The organism is Streptomyces flavofungini (assembly GCF_030388665.1).
GTDB lineage: Bacteria > Actinomycetota > Actinomycetes > Streptomycetales > Streptomycetaceae > Streptomyces > Streptomyces flavofungini_A.
The window spans coordinates 4,861,947-4,880,801 of sequence record NZ_CP128846.1; the positions used below are offsets into that span (position 1 = coordinate 4,861,947).

Here is an 18,855-nt window from a genome sequence, read left to right on the forward strand (position 1 = left end):
CGTCGGCCCTTTCTCTCGGCTTCTCTCGGCTTCTCTCGGGTCTCTCGGGTCTCTCTAGGGTCTCTCGGTTTCCGGTTGTGGTGCGGACGGTGCTCTTGGGGAACGCAGGGACCGGTCCGAAAATGCCGTACGTGGGCCTGGAACAGGCGGACTTGACCGTTCCGTGGAGGGCGTGGTCAGGGGCGTTGTCAGTGGGGTGCCGCATGCTTCTCGTATGACGTGGTGGTGTGCGGGGGTGCGGTGGTGGGTCGGTGGCGGGCCCGTCCTCGGGTGGTACGCGCCGGGGCGCGGCGAGCGCGAGAGTCCGCTGGTGTTCGGGGGCGCGGTGGCCTTCCGGGTGCGGGGCGGGCGGCGCTGCCTCGGGGTGTGGCGGGGCGGACGGTGGACGGCCTGTCCGGTGGGCGCGGCGGTGCCGGGGCGGGTCACGCGGGCGCAGTGCGAGGAGTGCGCGCGCGTCGACCGGGCGCACTCGGTCGCGGCGGACACGTTCGCCGACGACCCGCGGCCGTACCACGTGTACGTGGCGTGGTTCGGGCCCGGCCTGGTCAAGGTGGGCATCACGGGGGTCGCGCGAGGCGGCGCGCGACTGCTCGAACAGGGTGCGGTGGCCTACACCTGGCTCGGGCGGGGGCCGCTGATGGCCGCGCGCCGGACGGAGGAGCTGCTGCGGACCGCGCTCGGCGTGCCGGACCGGATTCCGTACGAGCGCAAGCGGGTCCTGCGGGCGCGGCTGCCCGGAGTGGACGAGCGGGCCGGGGAGTTGGCGGAGCTGCACCGGAAGGCGGGGGCGCTCGGCGGGTGGCCCGAGTCGTTGGAGCGGCTGCCGTGCGCCGTCGTGGACCACGGTGAGGCGTTCGGGCTCGACGCGATCGGCGGGTTCGGCGCGGCGGGGCTGGTCGTGGACGAGCTGGCGGACGGCGGGGTCGTGGCGGGGGAGCTGGTCGCTGCCGCCGGGCCCGACCTGTATGTGGCCGTGGGAGCGAGTGATCAGGGGGTGGTGATCGACAGTCGGCTGATGAGCGGGTGGCGGCTGGTCGGGCTGGAGGAGCCAAGGGGTTCGGGGGAGCCAAGAGGCGTGAGGGAGCCAAGAGGGGCTGGAGAGCAAAGAGGGGCGGGGGAGCCAAGGGGTTTGAGGGGGCCGAGGGGGCCGAGGGGTTCCGGGGAATCCCCGTGGTCGGGGGTGACGGTTCCGGTGCGGGGGATGCCTGTGGTGCAGGGCGGTTTGTTCTGAGCGGGTTGTTCCGAGGGGAGGGCCTTTGGAGACCGGAAGGCAAAGACCTGCCGCCCGTTCGGCAATGACGGGGCCGGAGGGGTGGACACGGACTCGGCGGACGACGGAACGTGGGCGTCATGAGTGATCAAGAGCTTGGTGCTGCGGCCGCCGACACCTTCGCCCCCAACAGCCCCACCCCCAACAGCCCCACCCCTCCCTTCGAGCCCCCGTACTACGCCGTCGTGTTCACCTCCCTGCGCACCCCGGGGGACAACGACTACGGGGCGACGGCCGACCGGATGGACGAGCGGGTGAAAGCCGTGCCCGGGTACCTCGGGATGGACTCCGCGCGGACGCCGGGCGGACTCGGCATCACCGTCGGCTACTTCCGCGACGAGGAGGCCATCGCGGCCTGGCGGGGCGACCCCGAGCACCGCGAGGCGCGGGCGCGGGGCCGCAAGGAGTGGTACGAGGACTACGTCGTGCACGTGGCCAAGGTCGAGCGGAGCTACGGCCTTGGCTGAGGCCGGGGCTGCCGGGGCTGCCGGGGCTGCCGGGGCGGCCGGGGCTGAGGCCGGGCTGCCTGAGGCGGAGGCCGGGCGGGCCGAGGCCGAGCGGGTCACCGCGTTCTGGGAGCGGCTGGGGCTCCCGGGACTCGTCGACGTACACACGCACTTCATGCCGGAGCGGGTCCTCAGCAAGGTGTGGGACTACTTCGACGCGGTCGGGCCGCTCACGGGCGTGCGGTGGCCGATCACGTACCGGCACGACGAGGAGCGGCGGCTCGCGGTGCTGCGCGGGTTCGGGGTGCGGGCGTTCACGTCGATGCTGTACCCGCACAAGGCGGGCATGGCGGAGTGGCTCAACGGCTGGGCCGCGGAGTTCGCCGCGCGGACGCCGGACTGTCTGCACACGGCGACGCTGTTCCCGGAGCCGGACGCCGAGCGCTATGTGCGCGAGGCCGTCGAGGCCGGGGCGCGGGTGTTCAAGTCGCATGTGCAGGTGGGGGCGTACGACCCGAACGACGCGCTGCTCGACCCGGCGTGGGGGCTGCTCGCGGAGGCCGGGATCCCGGTGGTGATGCACTGCGGCTCGGGCCCCGCGCCCGGCAAGCACACCGGGCCCGAGCCGGTGGGGCGGCTGCTCGCGCGGCATCCGCGGCTGCCGCTCGTGGTGGCGCACATGGGGATGCCGGAGTACGCGGACTTCCTGGACCTGGCCGAGCGGTACGAGGGGGTGCGGCTCGACACGACGATGGCGTTCACGGACTTCAGCGAGGCGACGACGCCGTTCCCGCGCGAGGAGTTCGGGCGGCTCGCGGACCTCGGGCTCGGCGGGAGGATCCTGCTCGGGACGGACTTCCCCAACATCCCCTACGGGTACGTCCACCAGCTCGACGCGCTGGAGCGGCTCGGGCTCGGCGACGACTGGCTGCGGGCGGTGTGCCACGGGAACGGGGCGAGGCTGTTCGGGCTGCGGTGAGGCGGGGCGCGGGAGAGCCCGGTTCAGCACGGCGCCGCGTTTTCTCAGGGAATTCACAGGCAGCCGAAAGCCCCTTCTCACGGCCCCCGCCCACGCTGAGGTCATGACCACGACCTCGCCCCAGGGGCGTACCGAACTGCTCAGGCCGGACGGGAGCCGCGTCCGCGTACTCGTCGTGGACGACGAGGTGTCGCTCACCGAACTGCTCTCCATGGCGCTGCGCTACGAGGGCTGGGAGATCCGCAGCGCCGGGGACGGCGCCGGTGCGGTGCGGGCCGCGCGGAGCTTCCGGCCGGACGTCGTCGTGCTCGACATGATGCTGCCGGACATGGACGGCCTCGCCGTGCTCGGGCGGCTGCGCCGGGAGCTGCCCGACGTGCCGGTCCTCTTCCTGACGGCGAAGGACGCCGTCCAGGACCGGATCGCCGGGCTCACCGCCGGTGGCGACGACTACGTGACCAAGCCGTTCAGCCTCGAAGAGGTCGTCGCGCGCCTGCGCGGGCTCATCCGGCGCTCCGGCGCGTCCGGCCGGCGCGGTGAGTCCGTGCTCGCCGTGGGCGACCTGACCCTCGACGAGGACAGCCACGAGGTGACGCGCGGCGGCGACTCCATCCACCTCACCGCCACCGAGTTCGAGCTGCTGCGCTACCTCATGCGCAATCCGCGGCGCGTGCTCAGCAAGGCGCAGATCCTCGACCGGGTGTGGAGCTACGACTTCGGGGGGCAGGCCAACGTCGTCGAGCTGTACATCTCGTATCTGCGCCGGAAGATCGACGCCGGACGGGAGCCGATGATCCACACGCGGCGGGGCGCCGGGTATCTGATCAAGCCCGCCGTTCTGGCGGCGTGAAGCTCCCGCACGGCTCACGCCCCGCGCGCACCCGCAAGCCCCGTACCCTCCGCACCCGCCTCGTCGTCTCCGCCGTCGCGCTGATCGCCGTCGTGTGCGCGGTGATCGGCACGGTCACGACGATCGCGCTGCGGTCGCATCTGTACGAGCAGGTGGACGGTGCCCTCCGGCAGGTCTCGATGCGTGCGTCGGGACCCCCCGAGAACACCGCGGACGCCGGGAATCCGCCGGACCACCGTGACGGCGGGCCCGGCGGCGGGCCGCTCCGGTTCGTCACCAAGGGCCCGCAGGAGATCGGCACCGTCGGCGCCGTCGTGGGCGAGGACGGCACCCTCACCGAGGGCGCTGTCAGCACCGAGCCCGACGTGTCGAGCAACTCCCCCGAATCCGTCGCCAGGACCCTCGACGGTGCCCAGCTCGACGCCCTCGCGAAGGTGGCACGCGACGGCGAGCCGCACACCGTGGACGTACCCGAACTCGGCGAGTACCGCGTCGAGTACACCAGTGGCCGCTTCGGGGACTATCTGGTCGGCCTGCCCACCGCCAAGGTCACCAACACCCTCAACACGCTCGTCGTCACCGAGGTCAGCGTCACCGCCGCGGGCCTCGTCGCGGCCTCCCTCGCGGGCGCCGCGACGGTCGGCGTGGCGCTGCGCCCGCTGCGCCGCGTCGCCGCCACCGCGACCCGCGTCTCCGAACTCCCCCTGCACAGCGGCGAAGTGGCCCTGCACGAACGCGTCCCCGACGCCGAGGCCGACGCCCGCACCGAGGTCGGCCAGGTCGGCGCCGCGCTCAACCGCATGCTCGACCACGTCCACTCGGCGCTGCACGCGCGCCAGCGCAGCGAGACCCGGGTGCGCCAGTTCGTCGCCGACGCGAGCCACGAGCTGCGCACGCCGCTGGCCTCCATCCGCGGGTACGCCGAACTGACCCGCAGGGGGCGGGAGGAGACCGGCCCCGACACCCGTCACGCCCTCGGCCGCATCGAGTCCGAGGCCGCGCGGATGACCGGCCTGGTCGAGGACCTGCTGCTGCTCGCCCGCCTGGACGTGGAGCGCGGCAGGTCCGGCACGGCGGGCCCCGGACCTCTGACCCGCGAGCCCACCGACCTCTCCCCCATGGTCGTCGACGTCCTCAGCGACGCCCGCGCCGCGGGCCCGGACCACAACTGGCGCCTCGACCTGCCCGACGACCCCGCGCTCGTCCTCGCCGACCCGGCCCGCGTCCAGCAGGTCCTGGTGAACCTCCTGGCCAACGCCCGCACCCACACCCCACCGGGCACCACCGTCACCGCCCGGCTGCACCGGCACGGCCCCTGGGTCCGCCTCGACGTCGCCGACGACGGGCCCGGCATCCCGCCCGACCTGCTCCCGCACGTCTTCGAACGGTTCGCGCGCGGTGACAGCTCCCGCTCGCGCGCCCACGGCTCGACCGGCCTCGGCCTCGCGATCGTGCAGGCCGTCGTCGCCGCGCACGACGGCGCCGTGGCGGTGACGAGCGAGCCCGGCAGCACGGTGTTCACCGTCCACCTGCCCGCGTACGACGAGGCGGGCGAGCCGTCGCCGTACGGGAACGACGGGACGCCCGCGTACGGGAACGACGGGACGCCCACGTATGAGAAGGGCGGGACGCCCACCTACGGGAACGGCGGGACGCCGACGTACTCACAGACGGGCCACAGGCTCACCACACCGCCCTGACAGCGCACTTGGCGAGCGTCGGACGCATGCCAACCGACTCTTCCCAGGGGCTCTCGGGCACGCTGCCGACCCGAGCGCACCTCCCCGCGCACGGCGTCCGGGGCGGGGCGCCGGCGGCCCCCGTCCTCGACATCGTCATCCCGGTCCACAACGAGGAGAAGGACCTGCCGCGGTCCGTGCGCAGGCTCCGCGACCACCTCGCGCGGACCTTCCCCTACCGCTTCCGCATCACGATCGCTGACAACGCCTCCACGGACGCCACCCCCGAGCTCGCGGCCCAGCTCGCGGCGGACGTGCCCGACGTGACGTACGTGCGCCTGGAGCAGAAGGGGCGCGGGCGGGCGCTGCGCGCTGTCTGGGGCGCCTCGGACGCGCCCGTGCTCGCGTACATGGACGTGGACCTGTCCACGGACCTCAACGCGCTGCTCCCGCTGGTCGCGCCGCTGATCTCCGGGCACTCCGACCTGGCGATCGGCTCCCGGCTCGCCGGCGGCTCCCGGGTCGTCCGCGGGCCCAAGCGGGAGTTCGTCTCGCGGGCGTACAACCTGATCCTGCGCGGCTCGCTGCACGCCCGGTTCTCCGACGCCCAGTGCGGGTTCAAGGCGCTCCGGGCCGACGTGGCACGGGAGTTGCTGCCGCTGGTCGAGGACACCGGGTGGTTCTTCGACACGGAGATGCTGGTGCTCGCCGAACGCGCGGGGCTGCGCATCCACGAGGTGCCCGTCGACTGGGTCGACGACCCCGACTCGACCGTCCACATCGTGAGGACGGCGGCCGAGGACCTGAAGGGCGTCTGGCGCGTGGGCCGCGCCCTCGCCGTCGGCGCGCTCCCCCTGGACCGGCTCGCGCGCCCCTTCGGGGATGACCCGCGCGACCGCCGGGTCCCGGGAGTGCCGGGAGGGCTGGCCCGCCAGCTCGTCGGCTTCTGCGCGGTCGGCGCGCTCTCCACCCTCTTCTATCTGCTCCTGTACTCCGGCTTCCGTACGGTCACGGGGGCGCAGGCCGCCAACGCGTTCGCGCTCCTCGTGTCCGCCGTCGCCAACACCGCGGCCAACCGCCGCCTCACCTTCGGCGTGCGCGGCCGGGCCCGCGCGGTCCGCCACCAGGCGCAGGGCCTGGTGGTGTTCGCCGTCGGCCTGGCCCTGACCAGCGGCTCCCTCGCGGCACTCGACGCCGCGTCCGCGCACCCCGCGCACGGCACGGAGCTGGCCGTCCTCGTCGTCGCCAACCTCGCGGCGACGGTCCTGCGCTTCCTGCTCCTGCGGGTGTGGGTGTTCCCGGACCGCCGCACGGAGCCGACGCCTTCCGGAGGCACGCGGCCGACGCCCCACGCCACGGAGCCCGCGCCGTCCGCCCCGCGCACGTACGAAATGAGGGACCCCCGATGACCACCGCGACCAACCCACCCGCCGCCGCCCCCGTGGCCCTCGAAGGTGCGCCTCAGGGACACCGGCGCGCGGCCGGGCTCCTCGCGCGCCTGTGGCGCGGGCGCGCCGAGGATGCGCGCTGGGTGCGCCCCGCCTTCCTCGGCCTGCTCCTGGCCACGGCCGTCCTCTACGTCCACGACCTCGGCGCGTCCGGCTACGCCAACTCCTTCTACTCCGCGGCCGCGCAGGCCGGTGGCCAGAGCTGGAAGGCGCTGTTCTTCGGCTCGCTGGACGCGGGCAACGCCATCACCGTCGACAAGCCCCCGGCCGCGCTGTGGCCGATGGCCCTGTCGGTGCGGCTCTTCGGGCTCAGCTCCTGGGCGATCCTGCTGCCGCAGGCGCTGATGGGCGTGGCCACGGTCGCGGTCCTGTACGCCGCCGTGCGCCGCCGCTTCAGCGCCGCCGCCGGACTGATCGCGGGCGCGGTGCTCGCGCTCACCCCGGTGGCCGCGCTGATGTTCCGCTTCAACAACCCCGACGCGCTGCTCGCGCTCCTGATGACCGTCACTGTCTACTGCGTGCTTCGCGCCCTGGAGCACGGGCGCACCAAGTGGCTGGTGTGGGCGGGCGTCGCGGTCGGCCTCGCCTTCCTCGCCAAGACCCTGCAGGCGTTCCTGATCCTGCCGCCGCTCGCGGTCCTGTACGCGGTGTGCGCGCCGGTGCGGCTGCCCAGGCGCCTTCGCCAACTCGCCCTGTCCGGCCTCGCGACGGTCGTCGCGGGCGGCTGGTGGGTCGCGGTCGTCGAACTGTGGCCCGAGCCCTCGCGCCCCTACGTCGGCGGCTCCCAGCACAACTCCTTCCTGGAGCTGACCTTCGGCTACAACGGCCTCGGCCGCATCAACGGCGAGGAGACCGGCAGCGTCGGCGGGGGCGGCAGGCCCGGCGGCGGTGGCCGCTGGGGCGAGACCGGCCTCGGCCGGATGTTCAACTCCGAGGTGGGCGGCCAGATCTCCTGGCTGCTCCCGGCCGCGCTGATCCTGCTGGTCGCGGGGCTTGTCGTGACGTGGCGGGCGCGCAGGACGGACACCGCGCGGGCGGCGTTCGTGGCGTGGGGCGGCTCGCTCCTGATGACCTCGGCCGTCTTCAGCTTCATGGCCGGGATCTTCCACCAGTACTACACGGTGGCCCTCGCGCCCTACCTCGCGGCGCTCGTCGGCATGGGCGCGACCGTGCTGTGGGAGGAGCGCGCCAAGGGGTGGGCGGGCGCGGTGCTCGGCCTCACGGTCGCGGTGACGGCCTGGTGGGCGTACGAACTCCTCGGCCGCACCCCGGATCACGTGCCGTGGCTGCGGACGGCCGTCCTGGTCGCCGGGCTCGCGGGTGCGGCGGGGCTGCTGCTCGCGGCGCGGCTCGGACGGCGGCTCGCCCTCACGGCCGTGGGCCTCGGCCTCACGGCGTCGCTCGCCGGTCCGGTGGCGTACACGCTGTCCACAGTGGACACCCCGCACACCGGGTCGATCGTGACGGCGGGGCCCCCGGGGGCGGGGCGGTCGGGTGGGCCCGGTGGCGGCGGGCCCGGTGGTCCTGGCGGGGGCGGGGACGGCGGAGGCCGTCCTCCGGGGCAGCAGGGGCAGGCCCAGGGCCAGCGGAACCAGCCTCCGGGCCAGCAGGGCCAGGGCGGGCAGAACCCGCAGGGCCAGCCCCCTGGCCGGCAAGGCCAAGGCCGACCCCAGCAGGACGACGGCCAGCAGAACGGCCAGCAGGACGGCCAGCAGGACGGCCGAGCCCGCGGCCAACGCGGAGCCATGGGGGGCGGCATGGGCGGCGGCATGGGCGGCCTCCTCAACGGCGCCCAGGTCGGCGCCGACGAGAAGCGCCTCCTGGAGGCGAACGCCGACCGCTACACCTGGGCCGCGGCGGCGATCGGCGCGCAGAACGCGGCGAGCCACCAACTCGCCACCGGCGAACCGGTGATGGCCATCGGCGGCTTCAACGGCAGCGACCCGTCCCCCACCCTCGCCCAGTTCAAGAGCTACGTGGCCGACGGCAGGATCCACTACTTCATCGCCGGAGGCGGCATGGGTGGCGGCATGGGCGGCAGGGGAGGCGGAACAGGCAGTGACGAAGGCACCGCCTCCCAGATCTCCACCTGGGTGACCGAGAACTACACCGAGGTCACCGCGGGCGACGCGACCTTCTACGACCTCACCGAGCCCAAGAGCTGAGGGCCGATACCCAACCCAGTTGTACAGCGTATGGGACTTCCTCTACGGTGTACGTCCACCCATCGACGTACACCGTAGAAGAGAAGGAGCCCAGATGACGTCGACCACCGCCGACAACCCCGAGGCGGTCGTCGGGCACGGCGACCGCCACCCACAGCGCTGGCTGATCCTGGGCGTCATCTGCCTGGCCCAGCTCACCGTGCTGCTCGACAACACGGTCCTGAGCGTCGCGATCCCCTCGCTCACCAGCGAGCTGGACGCCTCGTCGGCCGACATCCAGTGGATGATCAACGCGTACTCGCTCGTGCAGTCGGGCCTGCTGCTCACCGCGGGCAGCGCGGCCGACCGCTACGGCCGCAAGAAGCTCCTGACCGCGGGCCTGGTCCTGTTCGGCATCGGCTCGCTCGTCGCGGGCCTGGCCCAGACGTCCGCACAGCTGATCGCGGCGCGCGCCGGGATGGGCATAGGCGGCGCCCTGCTGATGACGACGACCCTCGCGGTCGTGGTGCAGCTCTTCGACGACGCCGAGCGGGTCAAGGCGATCGGCCTCTGGGCGACCGTCAACTCCCTCGGGTTCGCGGCGGGTCCGCTGCTCGGCGGCTTCATGCTCAACCACTTCTGGTGGGGCTCGATCTTCCTGATCAACATCCCCGTGGCGCTGATCGGCGTCGTCGCGGTGGTGCGCATGGTGCCCGAGTCCAAGAACCCCCAAGGAGACCGCCCCGACCTGCTCGGCGCGCTGCTCTCCACCATCGGCATGGCGTCGGTGGTGTACGCGATCATCTCGGGCCCCGAGCACGGCTGGACGTCGGGGCAGGTCCTGGTCGCGGCCGGGGTCGGCGTGGTGGTCCTCGCGGCCTTCGCGCTGTGGGAGCTGCGGGCCCCGTACCCCATGCTGGACATGCACTTCTTCCAGAACAAGCGCTTCATCGGCGCGGTGACGGGCGCGATCCTGGTGGCCTTCGGCCTCGGCGGTTCGCTCTATCTGCTGACGCAGCACCTCCAGTTCGTGCTCGGCTACGAGCCGCTGGAGGCGGGCCTGCGCACCGCGCCGCTCGCCGCGACCGTGGTGCTCCTGAACCTGGTCGGCATCGGCGCGAAGGTGCACGCCAGGCTGGGCACGCCGCTGACGATCCTGGCCGGCATGACGACGCTGGCGGGCGGCCTCGCCGTGGTCGCGTCGTTCGGCGGGCACGACTACTCGGGCATGCTGGTCGGCCTCGTCCTGATGGGCGCGGGCATCTCGTTCGCGATGCCCGCGATGGCCAACGCCATCATGAGCGCCATCCCGCCGGAGAAGGCCGGAGTGGGCGCGGGCATCAACGGCACCCTCGCCGAGTTCGGCAACGGCCTCGGGGTGGCGGTGCTCGGCGCGGTCCTCAACTCGCGCTTCTCGGCGCTGGTCGCGGTGTCCGCCACGTCGTTCCCCGCGGCGCTCGCGGCGGCGGACTCGGCGGGGGAGCGGGAGCGCATCTCGGACGCGTTCTCCTCCGGCCTGGAGACCAGTCAGCTGGTCGGCGCGGTGGCGCTGTTCCTCGGCGGCGCGCTGGCGGCGGCGTTGCTGTGGCGTGCGGAGCGGGCAGACTCCGGACGGAACGCGGCGGAGGCGGCGGATTCGGCGGACGATCCGCAGCAGGCGTCCGCATAGCATCGGGACGGGTGCGCGAAAGCGTCCGGCGCGGGGCGTACGGCGCGATCCGGACGCCCCGCTCCCGGCCCCACGGAACACGTACGAGTACCAGGAAGGTGCGCCATGGCGAAGGCAGCCGATCGCCCGAAGAGAGCCGCGCGCACGAGTGTCTGGCTGGAGGGCAAGGCGCCGCGCGGCACCGGTCGCCGGGGGGCCCAGCCGACCGGCCTCGACCGGGACCGCATCACCGAGGCCACCGTCCGCCTCCTGGACGCGGAGGGCCTGGCCAAGTTCTCGATGCGCCGCCTCGCCGCGGAACTGAACGTCACCGCGATGTCCGTGTACTGGTACGTGGACACCAAGGACGACCTCCTGGAGCTGGCGCTCGACCGGGTGGCCGCGGAGATGCGCCTGCCCGACACCGAGTCCGTGCCCGGCGAGTGGCGCGAGCAGCTGCGTGAACTGGCCGCCGGATACCGGGACCTGTTGGTCCGCCACCCCTGGGTGTCACCGCTGATCGGCGAGTTCCTGAACATCGGGCCGAACTGGCTGGGGTTCTCCCTCGCCATCCAGCGGGCCGTCCGCAACACCGGGCTCACGCCCTCTCGCCAGAACGGGGCGATCGCCGCGGTGTTCCAGTTCGTGTACGGCTTCGGCACCATCGAGGGGCACTTCCGCGCCCGGGTCGCCGCCGCGGGGATGACCCAGGACGAGTACTTCCGGGACGCGGTCGGTTCGGTGAACGAGGAGCTCGCCACGAACGAGGCGGTGCGGTCCGCGAAGGAGCTGATGGAGTCCCGCGGCGAGGGCACCGTCTCCGAGATGTGGGCCCGCGACTTCACGATCGCCCTCGACCTGATGATCGCGGGCATCGAGTCGCTCCTCGACCCGGCCGTCCGCACCGGGGACGCCCCCGCGGAGGCCGCGGGGAGCGCCCCGGCCGGGGTCACCGAGGAGGAAAGCCCCCGGTAGCCACCGGACCCCACCGCTCCGGGGTGATCCGGATCAGCGACTTGCCCTGCTCGCGCATGGCGTCGCGGTACTCGTCCCAGTCGGGGTGCTCGCCCGCGATGTTGCGGTAGTACTCGACCAGCGGTTCCACCGAATCCGGGGCGTCGATCACCTCCGCCGTGCCGTCGACCTGGACCCAGGGGCCGTTCCACTCGTCCGAGAGGACGACCACGCTCACCCGTGGATTCCGCTTCGCGTTGCGGGTCTTGGCGCGCTCGGGGTACGTGGAGATCACGATCCGGCCCGAGTCGTCGACCCCGCAGGTCAGCGGTGAGGCCTGCGGGGTTCCGTCGGCGCGCGCGGTCAGGAGCAGCGCCTTGTGCCGGGGCCGGACGAAGTCCAGCAACTCGGCGCGCGACACAGTGGTGTTGGTGGCGATGTTCGGGGGCGTCATGGTCACGACGGTACGCCCGTGCCGCCTGCGACGGGCGGGACCCGCCCGGGCCCGTCCGGCGAGTCCCGCCCTTCGCAGGCCCTAGACCTGCGGCAGGTTCTCGCCCTGCACGGCCTGGATGTCCAGCTCCACCTTCAGCGTGGTGCCGATCGCGGAGATGCCCGCCTGGAGCACCTGGTTGTAGTTCATGGCGAAGTCCTCGCGGCGCAGCTCGGCGGTGGCGCGGAAGGCGGCGCGGGTGCCGCCCCACGGGTCGGCGCCGGTGCCGAGGTAGGCCAGGTCCAGGCCGACGGGCCTGACGACACCGTGCATGCCGAGTTCGCCGTGCACGGTCCAGCGGTCGGACCCGGCGGGCTCCAGGCCGGTCGAGCGGTAGGTGATCTCCGGGTACGTCTCGACGTCCAGGAAGTCGCCGGACTTCAGGTGACCGTCGCGCGTCGCGTTGCCGGTGTCGATGGACGCGGCCGCGATGACCGCCTCGACCCGCGACTTCTCCAGGTCCTCGGAGATCTCGACGCGCCCTGAGAACTCGTCGAACCGCCCGCGCACGCTGGAGATCCCCAGGTGCTGGGCGACGGCGGCCACGGACGAGTGGACGGGGTCGATCGTCCACGGTCCGGGCGGCGGCAGCTCGGTGCCGCCGGCGCGGCCGAGGACGACCTGGCCGACGTCGGCGCGCCCGCTCGCGGTGACGAGGGCGGTGGCCGCGGCGGGCGCGTACCCGACGGCGGTGACGATGACGGTGTACGCCCCGGCGGCCAGCTCCGTGGCGTCGCGCACCACGCCCTCGCCGTCGGCGTCGGCGCGCAGCACCTGTGTCCCCGTCATGTCGGTGACCGTCACGACGGCGTGCGGCACGGCCCACCCGTCCCGCGTACGGATCCGTGCACTGAGTCCCACTTCTCGCTCCCCTTTTGCGCCTGGACCGGCGCCGCTCTCGCGGACCACATGCTCGCCGCGTTGGTTCCTCGATCGATGGTCGCGGCAGGTCGCGCGAAGCACGGACCTGCCGCGATGGGTCGCGCCGAGCACGGACCTGCCGAGGCAGGCCGCGCCGAGCACGACATCGGCCCCCGGCGGTGGCGACCGGCCGTCCCCAACCGTCGCGTCGCCACCGTCCCGGGGGCCCTACGCACCGCCCGGGGGCCGCGTCCGCTCAAAGCGCGGCCCCGAGGCGGGGTCCCTCACTCGCCCGGGTGGGCGAGTTCGATGTCGTGGCTCTCGACGACACCGCTGTCGCCGCCGACCGTCAGGCCGGTGGCCACGGGCGGGTAGCCGGTCGCGATGACCGTGTACTCGCCGCTGTCCAGGTCGGTGAAGGCGTACGCGCCGTCCGTCCCGGTGGTGGCGGTGGCCACGACGTTCCCGGCCGCGTCGACGAGCGTGACGCGCGCGCCGTTCAGCGGCCCGCCCTCGGCCCGCACGGTGCCGAGCACCCGGGCGCCGGAGCGCAGTTCGACCTCGACGCGGGTGACGCCGACGGCGGACACCTCGACGGGCAGGGCCACCGGGCGGTGCCCGGCCGCGTTCACGGCGACGGTCACGGGGCCGGGGACCAGCTCGGCGAAGGCGAAGTCGCCCTGCTCGCCGGAGGTTCCGGTGGCGAGCACATCGCCGCGCACATCGGTCACGACGACCATCGCGCCGGTCACGGGCAGCTTGGCGTCGGCGGTCCGCACGACTCCGCTGAGCCCGCTGGTCCCGCTCAGGAGCAGGTCGTACGCGAGCGGCTCGGTGCCGACGACGACGGTCGAGGCCTGCGGCTGGAAGCCGTCGGCGGAGGCGATCAGGACGTACGAGCCGGCGCCGGGGGCGTCCACGGCGTAGGAGCCGTCGTCCTGGGCGACCGCACGCCCCACCTGCCGTCCGCCGAGGGAGATCAGCGTGACCGCGGCCCGGGGCACGGGCGCGCTCTCGGCGCCGCGGACGAAGCCGCGCACCGGCACGCCCCCGGTGTCCGTCGCGGGCGCCGCGCCGGAGCCCGTGACGGACGCCGTGGCGGCGAGCCGCTGGGTGCCGTCGGGTCCGGCCTCGGTGCGCGCGGCGACGGAGGCGAGCACGGGCCCGGCGTCGGCCGGGGCACCGCCGGCGGTCGCGGTGGCGGGCGAAGCGGGCGCCGGGGAGGCGGAGGTGTCGCCGGACTCGGCGGCCTGCGCGAGGGCGCCCGCCGTGCGCAGCGGCACCTCCTTGATGAACAGGGTGACCAGGAACGCGAGGAACGCGATGGGTGCGGCGATCAGGAACACGTCCGCGATGCCGTGGCCGTAGGCGCTCTCCATCACGGTCCGGAACGGGGCGGGCAGCGCGTCCAGGTCGGGGATGCCGCCTCCGCCGGTGCCGCCGTGGCCGAGGGCGGCGCCCTGCGGGCCGAGGTCGGCGAGGCCGTCCTTCACGTAGTCGGTGATGCGCGTCGACATCACGGCGCCGAGCGCCGAGACGCCCATGGCGCCGCCGAGGGAACGGAAGAAGGTGACGACGGAGCTGGCGGCACCGATGTCCTCGGGCGCGACCTGGTTCTGCGTGCACAGCACCAGGTTCTGCATCATCATGCCGATGCCGAGGCCCATCAGGGCCATGTAGCAGGCGATGTGCCAGTACGCGGTGTCGTACCGCATGGTGCCGAGCAGACCCAGACCGGCGGTCAGCAGCACACCGCCGCTGACCAGCCAGGCCTTCCACCGGCCCGTCTTGGTGATCAACTGCCCCGAGACGGTGGACGACACGAACAGGCCCGCGATCATCGGGATCGTCATGACGCCGGACATCGTCGGCGACTTGCCGCGCGCGAGCTGGAAGTACTGGCTGAAGAAGACCGTGCCCGCGAACATCGCGACACCGACGAACAGCGAGGCCACCGAGGCGAGGGCGATGGTGCGGTTGCGGAAGAGCCGCAGCGGGATGATCGGCTCGCCGGCCCTGGACTCCACGAGCAGGAACAGCAGGCCGAGGACGATCGAGCCGCCCACCATCGCGTACGACTGCCACGACAGCCAGTCGTACTTCTTGCCGGAACCGGAGCCCGCGAAGGTCACCCACACCAGGAGCAGCGACACGGCGGCGGTGATGAAGAAGGCACCGGCCCAGTCGACCTTGACCTCCCGCTTCACGACGGGCAGCTTCAGGGTCTTCTGGAGCACGATCAGGGCGATGATCGCGAAGGGCACGCCGACGTAGAAGCACCAGCGCCAGCCGAGCCAGGAGGTGTCGGTGATGACGCCGCCGAGCAGCGGGCCGCCGACGGTGGCGACGGCGAAGGTCGCGCCGAGGTAGCCGGAGTAACGGCCGCGCTCGCGCGGGGAGATCATCGCGGCCATGACGATCTGGGCGAGCGCGGAGAGACCGCCGACGCCGATGCCCTGGACCACGCGGCAGGCGATCAGCATCCCGGCGTTCTGCGAGAGTCCGGCGACGACCGAGCCGAGGACGTAGACGACCAGGGCTATCTGGACGAGCGCCTTCTTGCTGAACAGGTCGGACAGCTTGCCCCACAGCGGGGTGCTCGCCGTCATCGAGAGCAGCGCGGCGGTGACGACCCAGGTGTAGGCGGACTGGCCGCCACCGAGGTCACCGATGATCTCGGGCAGGGCGTTGGAGACGATCGTCGACGACAGGATCGCCACGAACATGCCGAGCAGGAGGCCGGACAGGGCCTCCATGATCTGCCGGTGCGTCATCGGGGCGCCGCTGTCGGCGTGCCCGTGCGCTCCGTGCTTGGCATGGCTGCCCCGCACACCGGACGGTGTGGATGTTGCCATGGGTTCCTTTTCCTGATTCTCACGCGGGTGTACGGGTGGGTTCGGTGGGTTCTACGGACGCGTGCGGCGGTCCGGGGAGCCGGGCCGAAGCCGCGCGGCAGTCCCCGAATCCCGCACGCAGGCGGGCGAGCAGCGAGCTGAGCCGACCGACGTCGGCATCGGACCAGTCGTGCAGGTAGTGGGCGAGGGTCGCGATGGAGAGCTCGGACAGCTCCTCGAACTTGGCCTCGCCCGCGGGGGTGAGCCGCAGGATGCGCGAGCGTTTGTCCGCGGGGTCCGGGGCCCGGTCGATCCAGCCGCGCTCCGCGACGTGCGCGACATGACGGCTGGTCACCGACATGTCGACGGCGAGGAGTTCCGCGAGGCGGCTCATCCGCATCTCGCCGTGACGCTGGAGCAGCGTGAGCACGGCGGCGGAGCCGCTCGGGCAGTCGGCGGGCAGGCCGCGGCCGAGGCCGCGCTTCACGGCGCCGATGGCGCTGAGCTGGCGGGCCAGCTCCGCGTATTCACGCTGTGCGGCCATGGCGTCCACCCTCTTTTCGTTGCTTAGGGCAACCATAGAAGCAGTTGGTTGCCGCAGGCAAACTAAAACCGGACCAACGGGCTAAAGGGCTGGCAAAGGTCTCGGACCACGGAGGTAAAGCCGCCGGTCAGCGGGGGTTGGGCCGGGCGGCGGGGATTCGCTAGGGTCCTGCCCCATGGCACACAACCCCCATGCACCGCAGGGCGCCCCGGGCCCCGAGGGCCAGCACGACCCGGCGGGCTCCACCCAGATGTTCCGCGCCTTCGTCGACGAGCCCCCGCAGGGCGGCCGCGCGCAGCGGCAGGCGGCGGCCCCGGCGGGCCCGCGCATCGGCCTGATCGTGGGCGTGGTCGTGGCGATCGCGGTCGTGGCCGCGGTGGCCTGGCTGGCGCTGAAGTAACGCTCCGGGCGGGCCCCGGAGCGACGCTCCGGCGCCCGCCCGCACGCGGGTGCGGGCGCCCGGTGGTGCCTCCCGGCCTCGCTGAGGTCCCCTGAGGGCTACTTCCACTCCACGTCGACGTCGCGCGTCTCGATGCGCATGCCGAGCGGAACACGCCACCAGTCGACACAAACAGGCCAAGTCTTCTTCACGGTTCTCCCGGCCTTGATGGGCGCGGGGAGCTTCCGCGTGGACTCGATGGTCCCCCAGTCCACGCCGAGGGCGCCGATGATGTGCGTACCGAACGTCACGCTGCCCGAACGCACGGCGGAACCCCCGGTGTTGCGGAAGGTCAGGGTCACGTCCTCGCACCACCGCTTGTCCCCGGCCTCACGCCGGGGCTCGCCGGTCCTGAGGACGGCGGGGCCGGGGGGTTTCGGCTCCGGGCCGGGCTTCGGGGCCTGGCCCGGGTCGGGGGCGGGCTTCGAGGGGGTGCCGGGGGTGGAGGCGCCGCCGCTGGGGGAGCCGGGGCGGGTGTCGTCGCCCCCGCCCCCTTTCTCCCCTTTCTCTTCTTCCTCCCCTTCCTCTTCGCCGCTCCCGCCGCCCTGACCGCGTCCGCTCGACGGGCCGCCCGGCCCGTCCCGGTCCCCGGAACTCGCCCTGCCGCCGGGCGACTTCCCGCCCGACCCGTCCGACCTGCCGGACCCGCCCGAATCCCCGCCGGAGGACCGGCCGTCGTCGCCCCCGGCCTGCCCGGCGCCCTCCGCCCCGGAACCTCCCGCCCCGGCCCTCTTCCCCGGCGCCTCCCCGGAGGACCCTCCGCCCGAAGGACCCCCCTCCGAAGGCGCCCCGTCCAGCGGCACGAACTCCACGTCCCCACTGGGCCCCACGGCCTTCCCGGACCCCTTCTCCGGCCCGCCCCCGGCCGCACCGGTGGCCACATAGCCGTCCCGCGCGTCGCCGCCGCACGCGGCGAGCAGCCCGCCGATCCCCAGCACCACGGCCGAGGCGCCCGCTATCGCGCCCCGGCGGCCACGTCCGCCACTCCACGCACCACGAAGCATCGCGCCAGTGTGGCTGACGCTCCGTCAATTAGGAACCCCGTCAACAGAATGGTCCCGGTGCCGTGGCGCGTCCCCGTCCCCACCCTCGTGGTCCGCGCGAGCGCAGCGCGCGCACGACCGACAGCCCCGGCGGTTGCTCCCGGGGCTGCGGTGGGGTCGGACGGGGCGGAACTCGTCAGTCCGCGATGAGCCCCTCCCGGAGCTGGGACAGCGTCCGGGTCAGCAGGCGGGAGACGTGCATCTGCGAGATGCCGACCTCCTCGCCGATCTGGGACTGCGTCATGTTCGCGAAGAAGCGCAGCATGATGATGCGGCGTTCGCGCGGCGGCAGTTTGGCGAGGAGGGGCTTCAGGGACTCGCGGTACTCGACGCCCTCCAGGGCGGTGTCCTCGTAGCCGAGGCGGTCCGCGAGGGAGCCCTCGCCGCCGTCGTCCTCGGGGGCGGGCGAGTCGAGGGAGGAGGCGGTGTACGCGTTGCCGACGGCGAGGCCGTCGACCACGTCCTCCTCGGACACGCCGAGCACGGCGGCCAGTTCGGGCACCGTGGGGGAGCGGTCGAGGCGCTGGGCGAGCTCGTCGCTGGCCTTCGTCAGGGCCAGGCGCAGCTCCTGGAGCCGGCGCGGGACGCGCACGGACCAGCTGGTGTCCCGGAAGAAGCGCTTGATCTCACCGACGACGGTCGGCATCGCGAACGTGGGGAACTCCACGCCGCGTTCGCAGTCGAACCGGTCGATCGCCTTGATCAGGCCGATGGTGCCGACCTGGACGATGTCCTCCATCGGTTCGTTGCGGCTGCGGAAGCGCGCCGCGGCGTACCGCACCAGGGGGAGGTTGAGCTCGATCAGGGTGTCTCTGACGTAGGCACGCTCGGGGCTGTCCTGGTCGAGTGCGGCGAGCCGCAGGAAGAGGGAGCGGGACAGGGTGCGGGTGTCGATGGTTCCCGGCGCCGTGGTCACGGCTTCGGAACCGTTGAGCGCGTCGGGCGCGGATTCGCTCTCACTGTCGAGCGTGAGCGTGAGCACCTTCGAGCTGCCCTGGTCTGCGGACATGCCACCCCCTTGAGGTCGCGGACGGTCGCGGCCGGCGCCCCGTCGAAGGAACGCAGCCTCCACCTGAATACCGGCGGCGGGGCCCCGGCAAACGCGGTTCCAGCAGAATGTCACATGTCGGCAACACGCTGTAGTGACTTGTCGACAAGTGAGGGTGACGTCCGTGCAGGAAAGAGGGGGTCTGAGACTTTTTCGGCCCCGACTCCGTCGGTAA

Annotated in this window: 16 protein-coding genes; 10 read left to right on the forward strand and 6 right to left on the reverse strand. The window is 73.2% G+C overall.

The window, feature by feature from the left end; translation table 11 throughout:
• Positions 1 to 214 precede the first annotated feature (214 nt).
• The 9 genes from QUY26_RS20415 (at position 215) to QUY26_RS20455 (ending at position 11,439) form a co-directional block, all read left to right on the forward strand.
• Positions 215 to 1,231 (forward strand): DUF2797 domain-containing protein, encoded by a 1,017-nt coding sequence (locus tag QUY26_RS20415; RefSeq protein WP_289948726.1) that lies wholly within the window; start codon positions 215 to 217, stop codon positions 1,229 to 1,231.
• 119 nt (positions 1,232 to 1,350) lie between these two features.
• On the forward strand, positions 1,351 to 1,737 hold the full coding sequence (locus QUY26_RS20420) for an antibiotic biosynthesis monooxygenase family protein (RefSeq protein WP_289948728.1): 387 nt from the start codon (positions 1,351 to 1,353) through the stop codon (positions 1,735 to 1,737).
• Between the two features lie 55 nt (positions 1,738 to 1,792).
• Positions 1,793 to 2,695 (forward strand): amidohydrolase family protein, encoded by a 903-nt coding sequence (locus tag QUY26_RS20425; protein ID WP_289955865.1) that lies wholly within the window; start codon positions 1,793 to 1,795, stop codon positions 2,693 to 2,695.
• A 103-nt stretch (positions 2,696 to 2,798) separates the two neighbouring features.
• The gene (locus QUY26_RS20430; protein WP_289948730.1) at positions 2,799 to 3,545 is read left to right on the forward strand and encodes a response regulator transcription factor; all 747 of its coding nucleotides are present in this window, start codon (positions 2,799 to 2,801) and stop codon (positions 3,543 to 3,545) included.
• On the forward strand, positions 3,542 to 5,245 hold the full coding sequence (locus QUY26_RS20435; protein ID WP_289948732.1) for an ATP-binding protein: 1,704 nt from the start codon (positions 3,542 to 3,544) through the stop codon (positions 5,243 to 5,245). The genes QUY26_RS20430 and QUY26_RS20435 overlap by 4 nt, the downstream gene beginning before the upstream one ends.
• A 26-nt stretch (positions 5,246 to 5,271) precedes the next feature.
• Entirely contained in the window at positions 5,272 to 6,633 is a 1,362-nt protein-coding gene (locus QUY26_RS20440) for a bifunctional glycosyltransferase family 2/GtrA family protein (protein ID WP_289948733.1), read from the forward strand.
• A complete protein-coding gene (locus QUY26_RS20445) occupies positions 6,630 to 8,837 on the forward strand; it encodes a glycosyltransferase family 39 protein (protein ID WP_289948735.1) in 2,208 nt (735 codons plus the stop codon). The genes QUY26_RS20440 and QUY26_RS20445 overlap by 4 nt, the downstream gene beginning before the upstream one ends.
• A 94-nt stretch (positions 8,838 to 8,931) precedes the next feature.
• A complete protein-coding gene (locus tag QUY26_RS20450) occupies positions 8,932 to 10,485 on the forward strand; it encodes an MFS transporter (RefSeq protein WP_289948738.1) in 1,554 nt (517 codons plus the stop codon).
• 105 nt (positions 10,486 to 10,590) lie between these two features.
• Positions 10,591 to 11,439 (forward strand): TetR/AcrR family transcriptional regulator, encoded by an 849-nt coding sequence (locus QUY26_RS20455; RefSeq protein WP_289948740.1) that lies wholly within the window; start codon positions 10,591 to 10,593, stop codon positions 11,437 to 11,439.
• On the opposite strand, the gene QUY26_RS20460 is transcribed toward QUY26_RS20455, so the two are convergent.
• The 4 genes from QUY26_RS20460 to QUY26_RS20475 form a co-directional block, all read right to left on the reverse strand.
• Entirely contained in the window at positions 11,414 to 11,872 is a 459-nt protein-coding gene (locus QUY26_RS20460) for a PPOX class F420-dependent oxidoreductase (protein WP_289948742.1), read from the reverse strand. The two genes, QUY26_RS20455 and QUY26_RS20460, sit on opposite strands and share 26 nt — an antisense overlap.
• An 81-nt stretch (positions 11,873 to 11,953) precedes the next feature.
• On the reverse strand, positions 11,954 to 12,772 hold the full coding sequence (locus QUY26_RS20465; RefSeq protein WP_289948744.1) for a YceI family protein: 819 nt from the start codon (positions 12,770 to 12,772) through the stop codon (positions 11,954 to 11,956).
• A 284-nt stretch (positions 12,773 to 13,056) separates the two neighbouring features.
• A complete protein-coding gene (locus QUY26_RS20470; protein ID WP_289948746.1) occupies positions 13,057 to 15,627 on the reverse strand; it encodes an MFS transporter in 2,571 nt (856 codons plus the stop codon).
• Between the two features lie 19 nt (positions 15,628 to 15,646).
• Positions 15,647 to 16,150: a MarR family winged helix-turn-helix transcriptional regulator gene (locus QUY26_RS20475; protein WP_289948748.1), complete on the reverse strand. Its 504-nt coding sequence runs from the start codon at positions 16,148 to 16,150 to the stop codon at positions 15,647 to 15,649.
• A 175-nt stretch (positions 16,151 to 16,325) separates the two neighbouring features.
• Between QUY26_RS20475 and QUY26_RS20480 the strand changes: the two genes are divergently transcribed.
• Complete coding sequence (locus QUY26_RS20480; protein ID WP_289948750.1) at positions 16,326 to 16,550, forward strand: hypothetical protein; 225 nt, start codon at positions 16,326 to 16,328, stop codon at positions 16,548 to 16,550.
• A gap of 98 nt (positions 16,551 to 16,648) precedes the next feature.
• Here the strand turns inward: QUY26_RS20480 and QUY26_RS20485 are convergent, their stop codons facing one another.
• Positions 16,649 to 17,593, reverse strand: a complete 945-nt coding sequence (locus QUY26_RS20485; protein ID WP_289948752.1) for a hypothetical protein — start codon at positions 17,591 to 17,593, stop codon at positions 16,649 to 16,651.
• 175 nt (positions 17,594 to 17,768) lie between these two features.
• The gene (locus tag QUY26_RS20490) at positions 17,769 to 18,641 is read right to left on the reverse strand and encodes an RNA polymerase sigma factor SigF (protein ID WP_289948754.1); all 873 of its coding nucleotides are present in this window, start codon (positions 18,639 to 18,641) and stop codon (positions 17,769 to 17,771) included.
• Between the last annotated feature and the right edge of the window lie 214 nt (positions 18,642 to 18,855).

Coding starts and splice junctions, on each gene's coding strand:
- QUY26_RS20415 (WP_289948726.1), top strand. CDS start 215: ATGACGTGGTGGTGTGCGGGGGTGCGGTGGTGGGTCGGTGGCGGGCCC.
- QUY26_RS20420 (WP_289948728.1), top strand. CDS start 1,351: ATGAGTGATCAAGAGCTTGGTGCTGCGGCCGCCGACACCTTCGCCCCC.
- QUY26_RS20430 (WP_289948730.1), top strand. CDS start 2,799: ATGACCACGACCTCGCCCCAGGGGCGTACCGAACTGCTCAGGCCGGAC.
- QUY26_RS20440 (WP_289948733.1), top strand. CDS start 5,272: ATGCCAACCGACTCTTCCCAGGGGCTCTCGGGCACGCTGCCGACCCGA.
- QUY26_RS20445 (WP_289948735.1), top strand. CDS start 6,630: ATGACCACCGCGACCAACCCACCCGCCGCCGCCCCCGTGGCCCTCGAA.
- QUY26_RS20450 (WP_289948738.1), top strand. CDS start 8,932: ATGACGTCGACCACCGCCGACAACCCCGAGGCGGTCGTCGGGCACGGC.
- QUY26_RS20455 (WP_289948740.1), top strand. CDS start 10,591: ATGGCGAAGGCAGCCGATCGCCCGAAGAGAGCCGCGCGCACGAGTGTC.
- QUY26_RS20460 (WP_289948742.1), bottom strand. CDS start 11,872: ATGACGCCCCCGAACATCGCCACCAACACCACTGTGTCGCGCGCCGAG.
- QUY26_RS20470 (WP_289948746.1), bottom strand. CDS start 15,627: ATGGCAACATCCACACCGTCCGGTGTGCGGGGCAGCCATGCCAAGCAC.
- QUY26_RS20475 (WP_289948748.1), bottom strand. CDS start 16,150: ATGGCCGCACAGCGTGAATACGCGGAGCTGGCCCGCCAGCTCAGCGCC.
- QUY26_RS20480 (WP_289948750.1), top strand. CDS start 16,326: ATGGCACACAACCCCCATGCACCGCAGGGCGCCCCGGGCCCCGAGGGC.
- QUY26_RS20485 (WP_289948752.1), bottom strand. CDS start 17,593: ATGCTTCGTGGTGCGTGGAGTGGCGGACGTGGCCGCCGGGGCGCGATA.
- QUY26_RS20490 (WP_289948754.1), bottom strand. CDS start 18,641: ATGTCCGCAGACCAGGGCAGCTCGAAGGTGCTCACGCTCACGCTCGAC.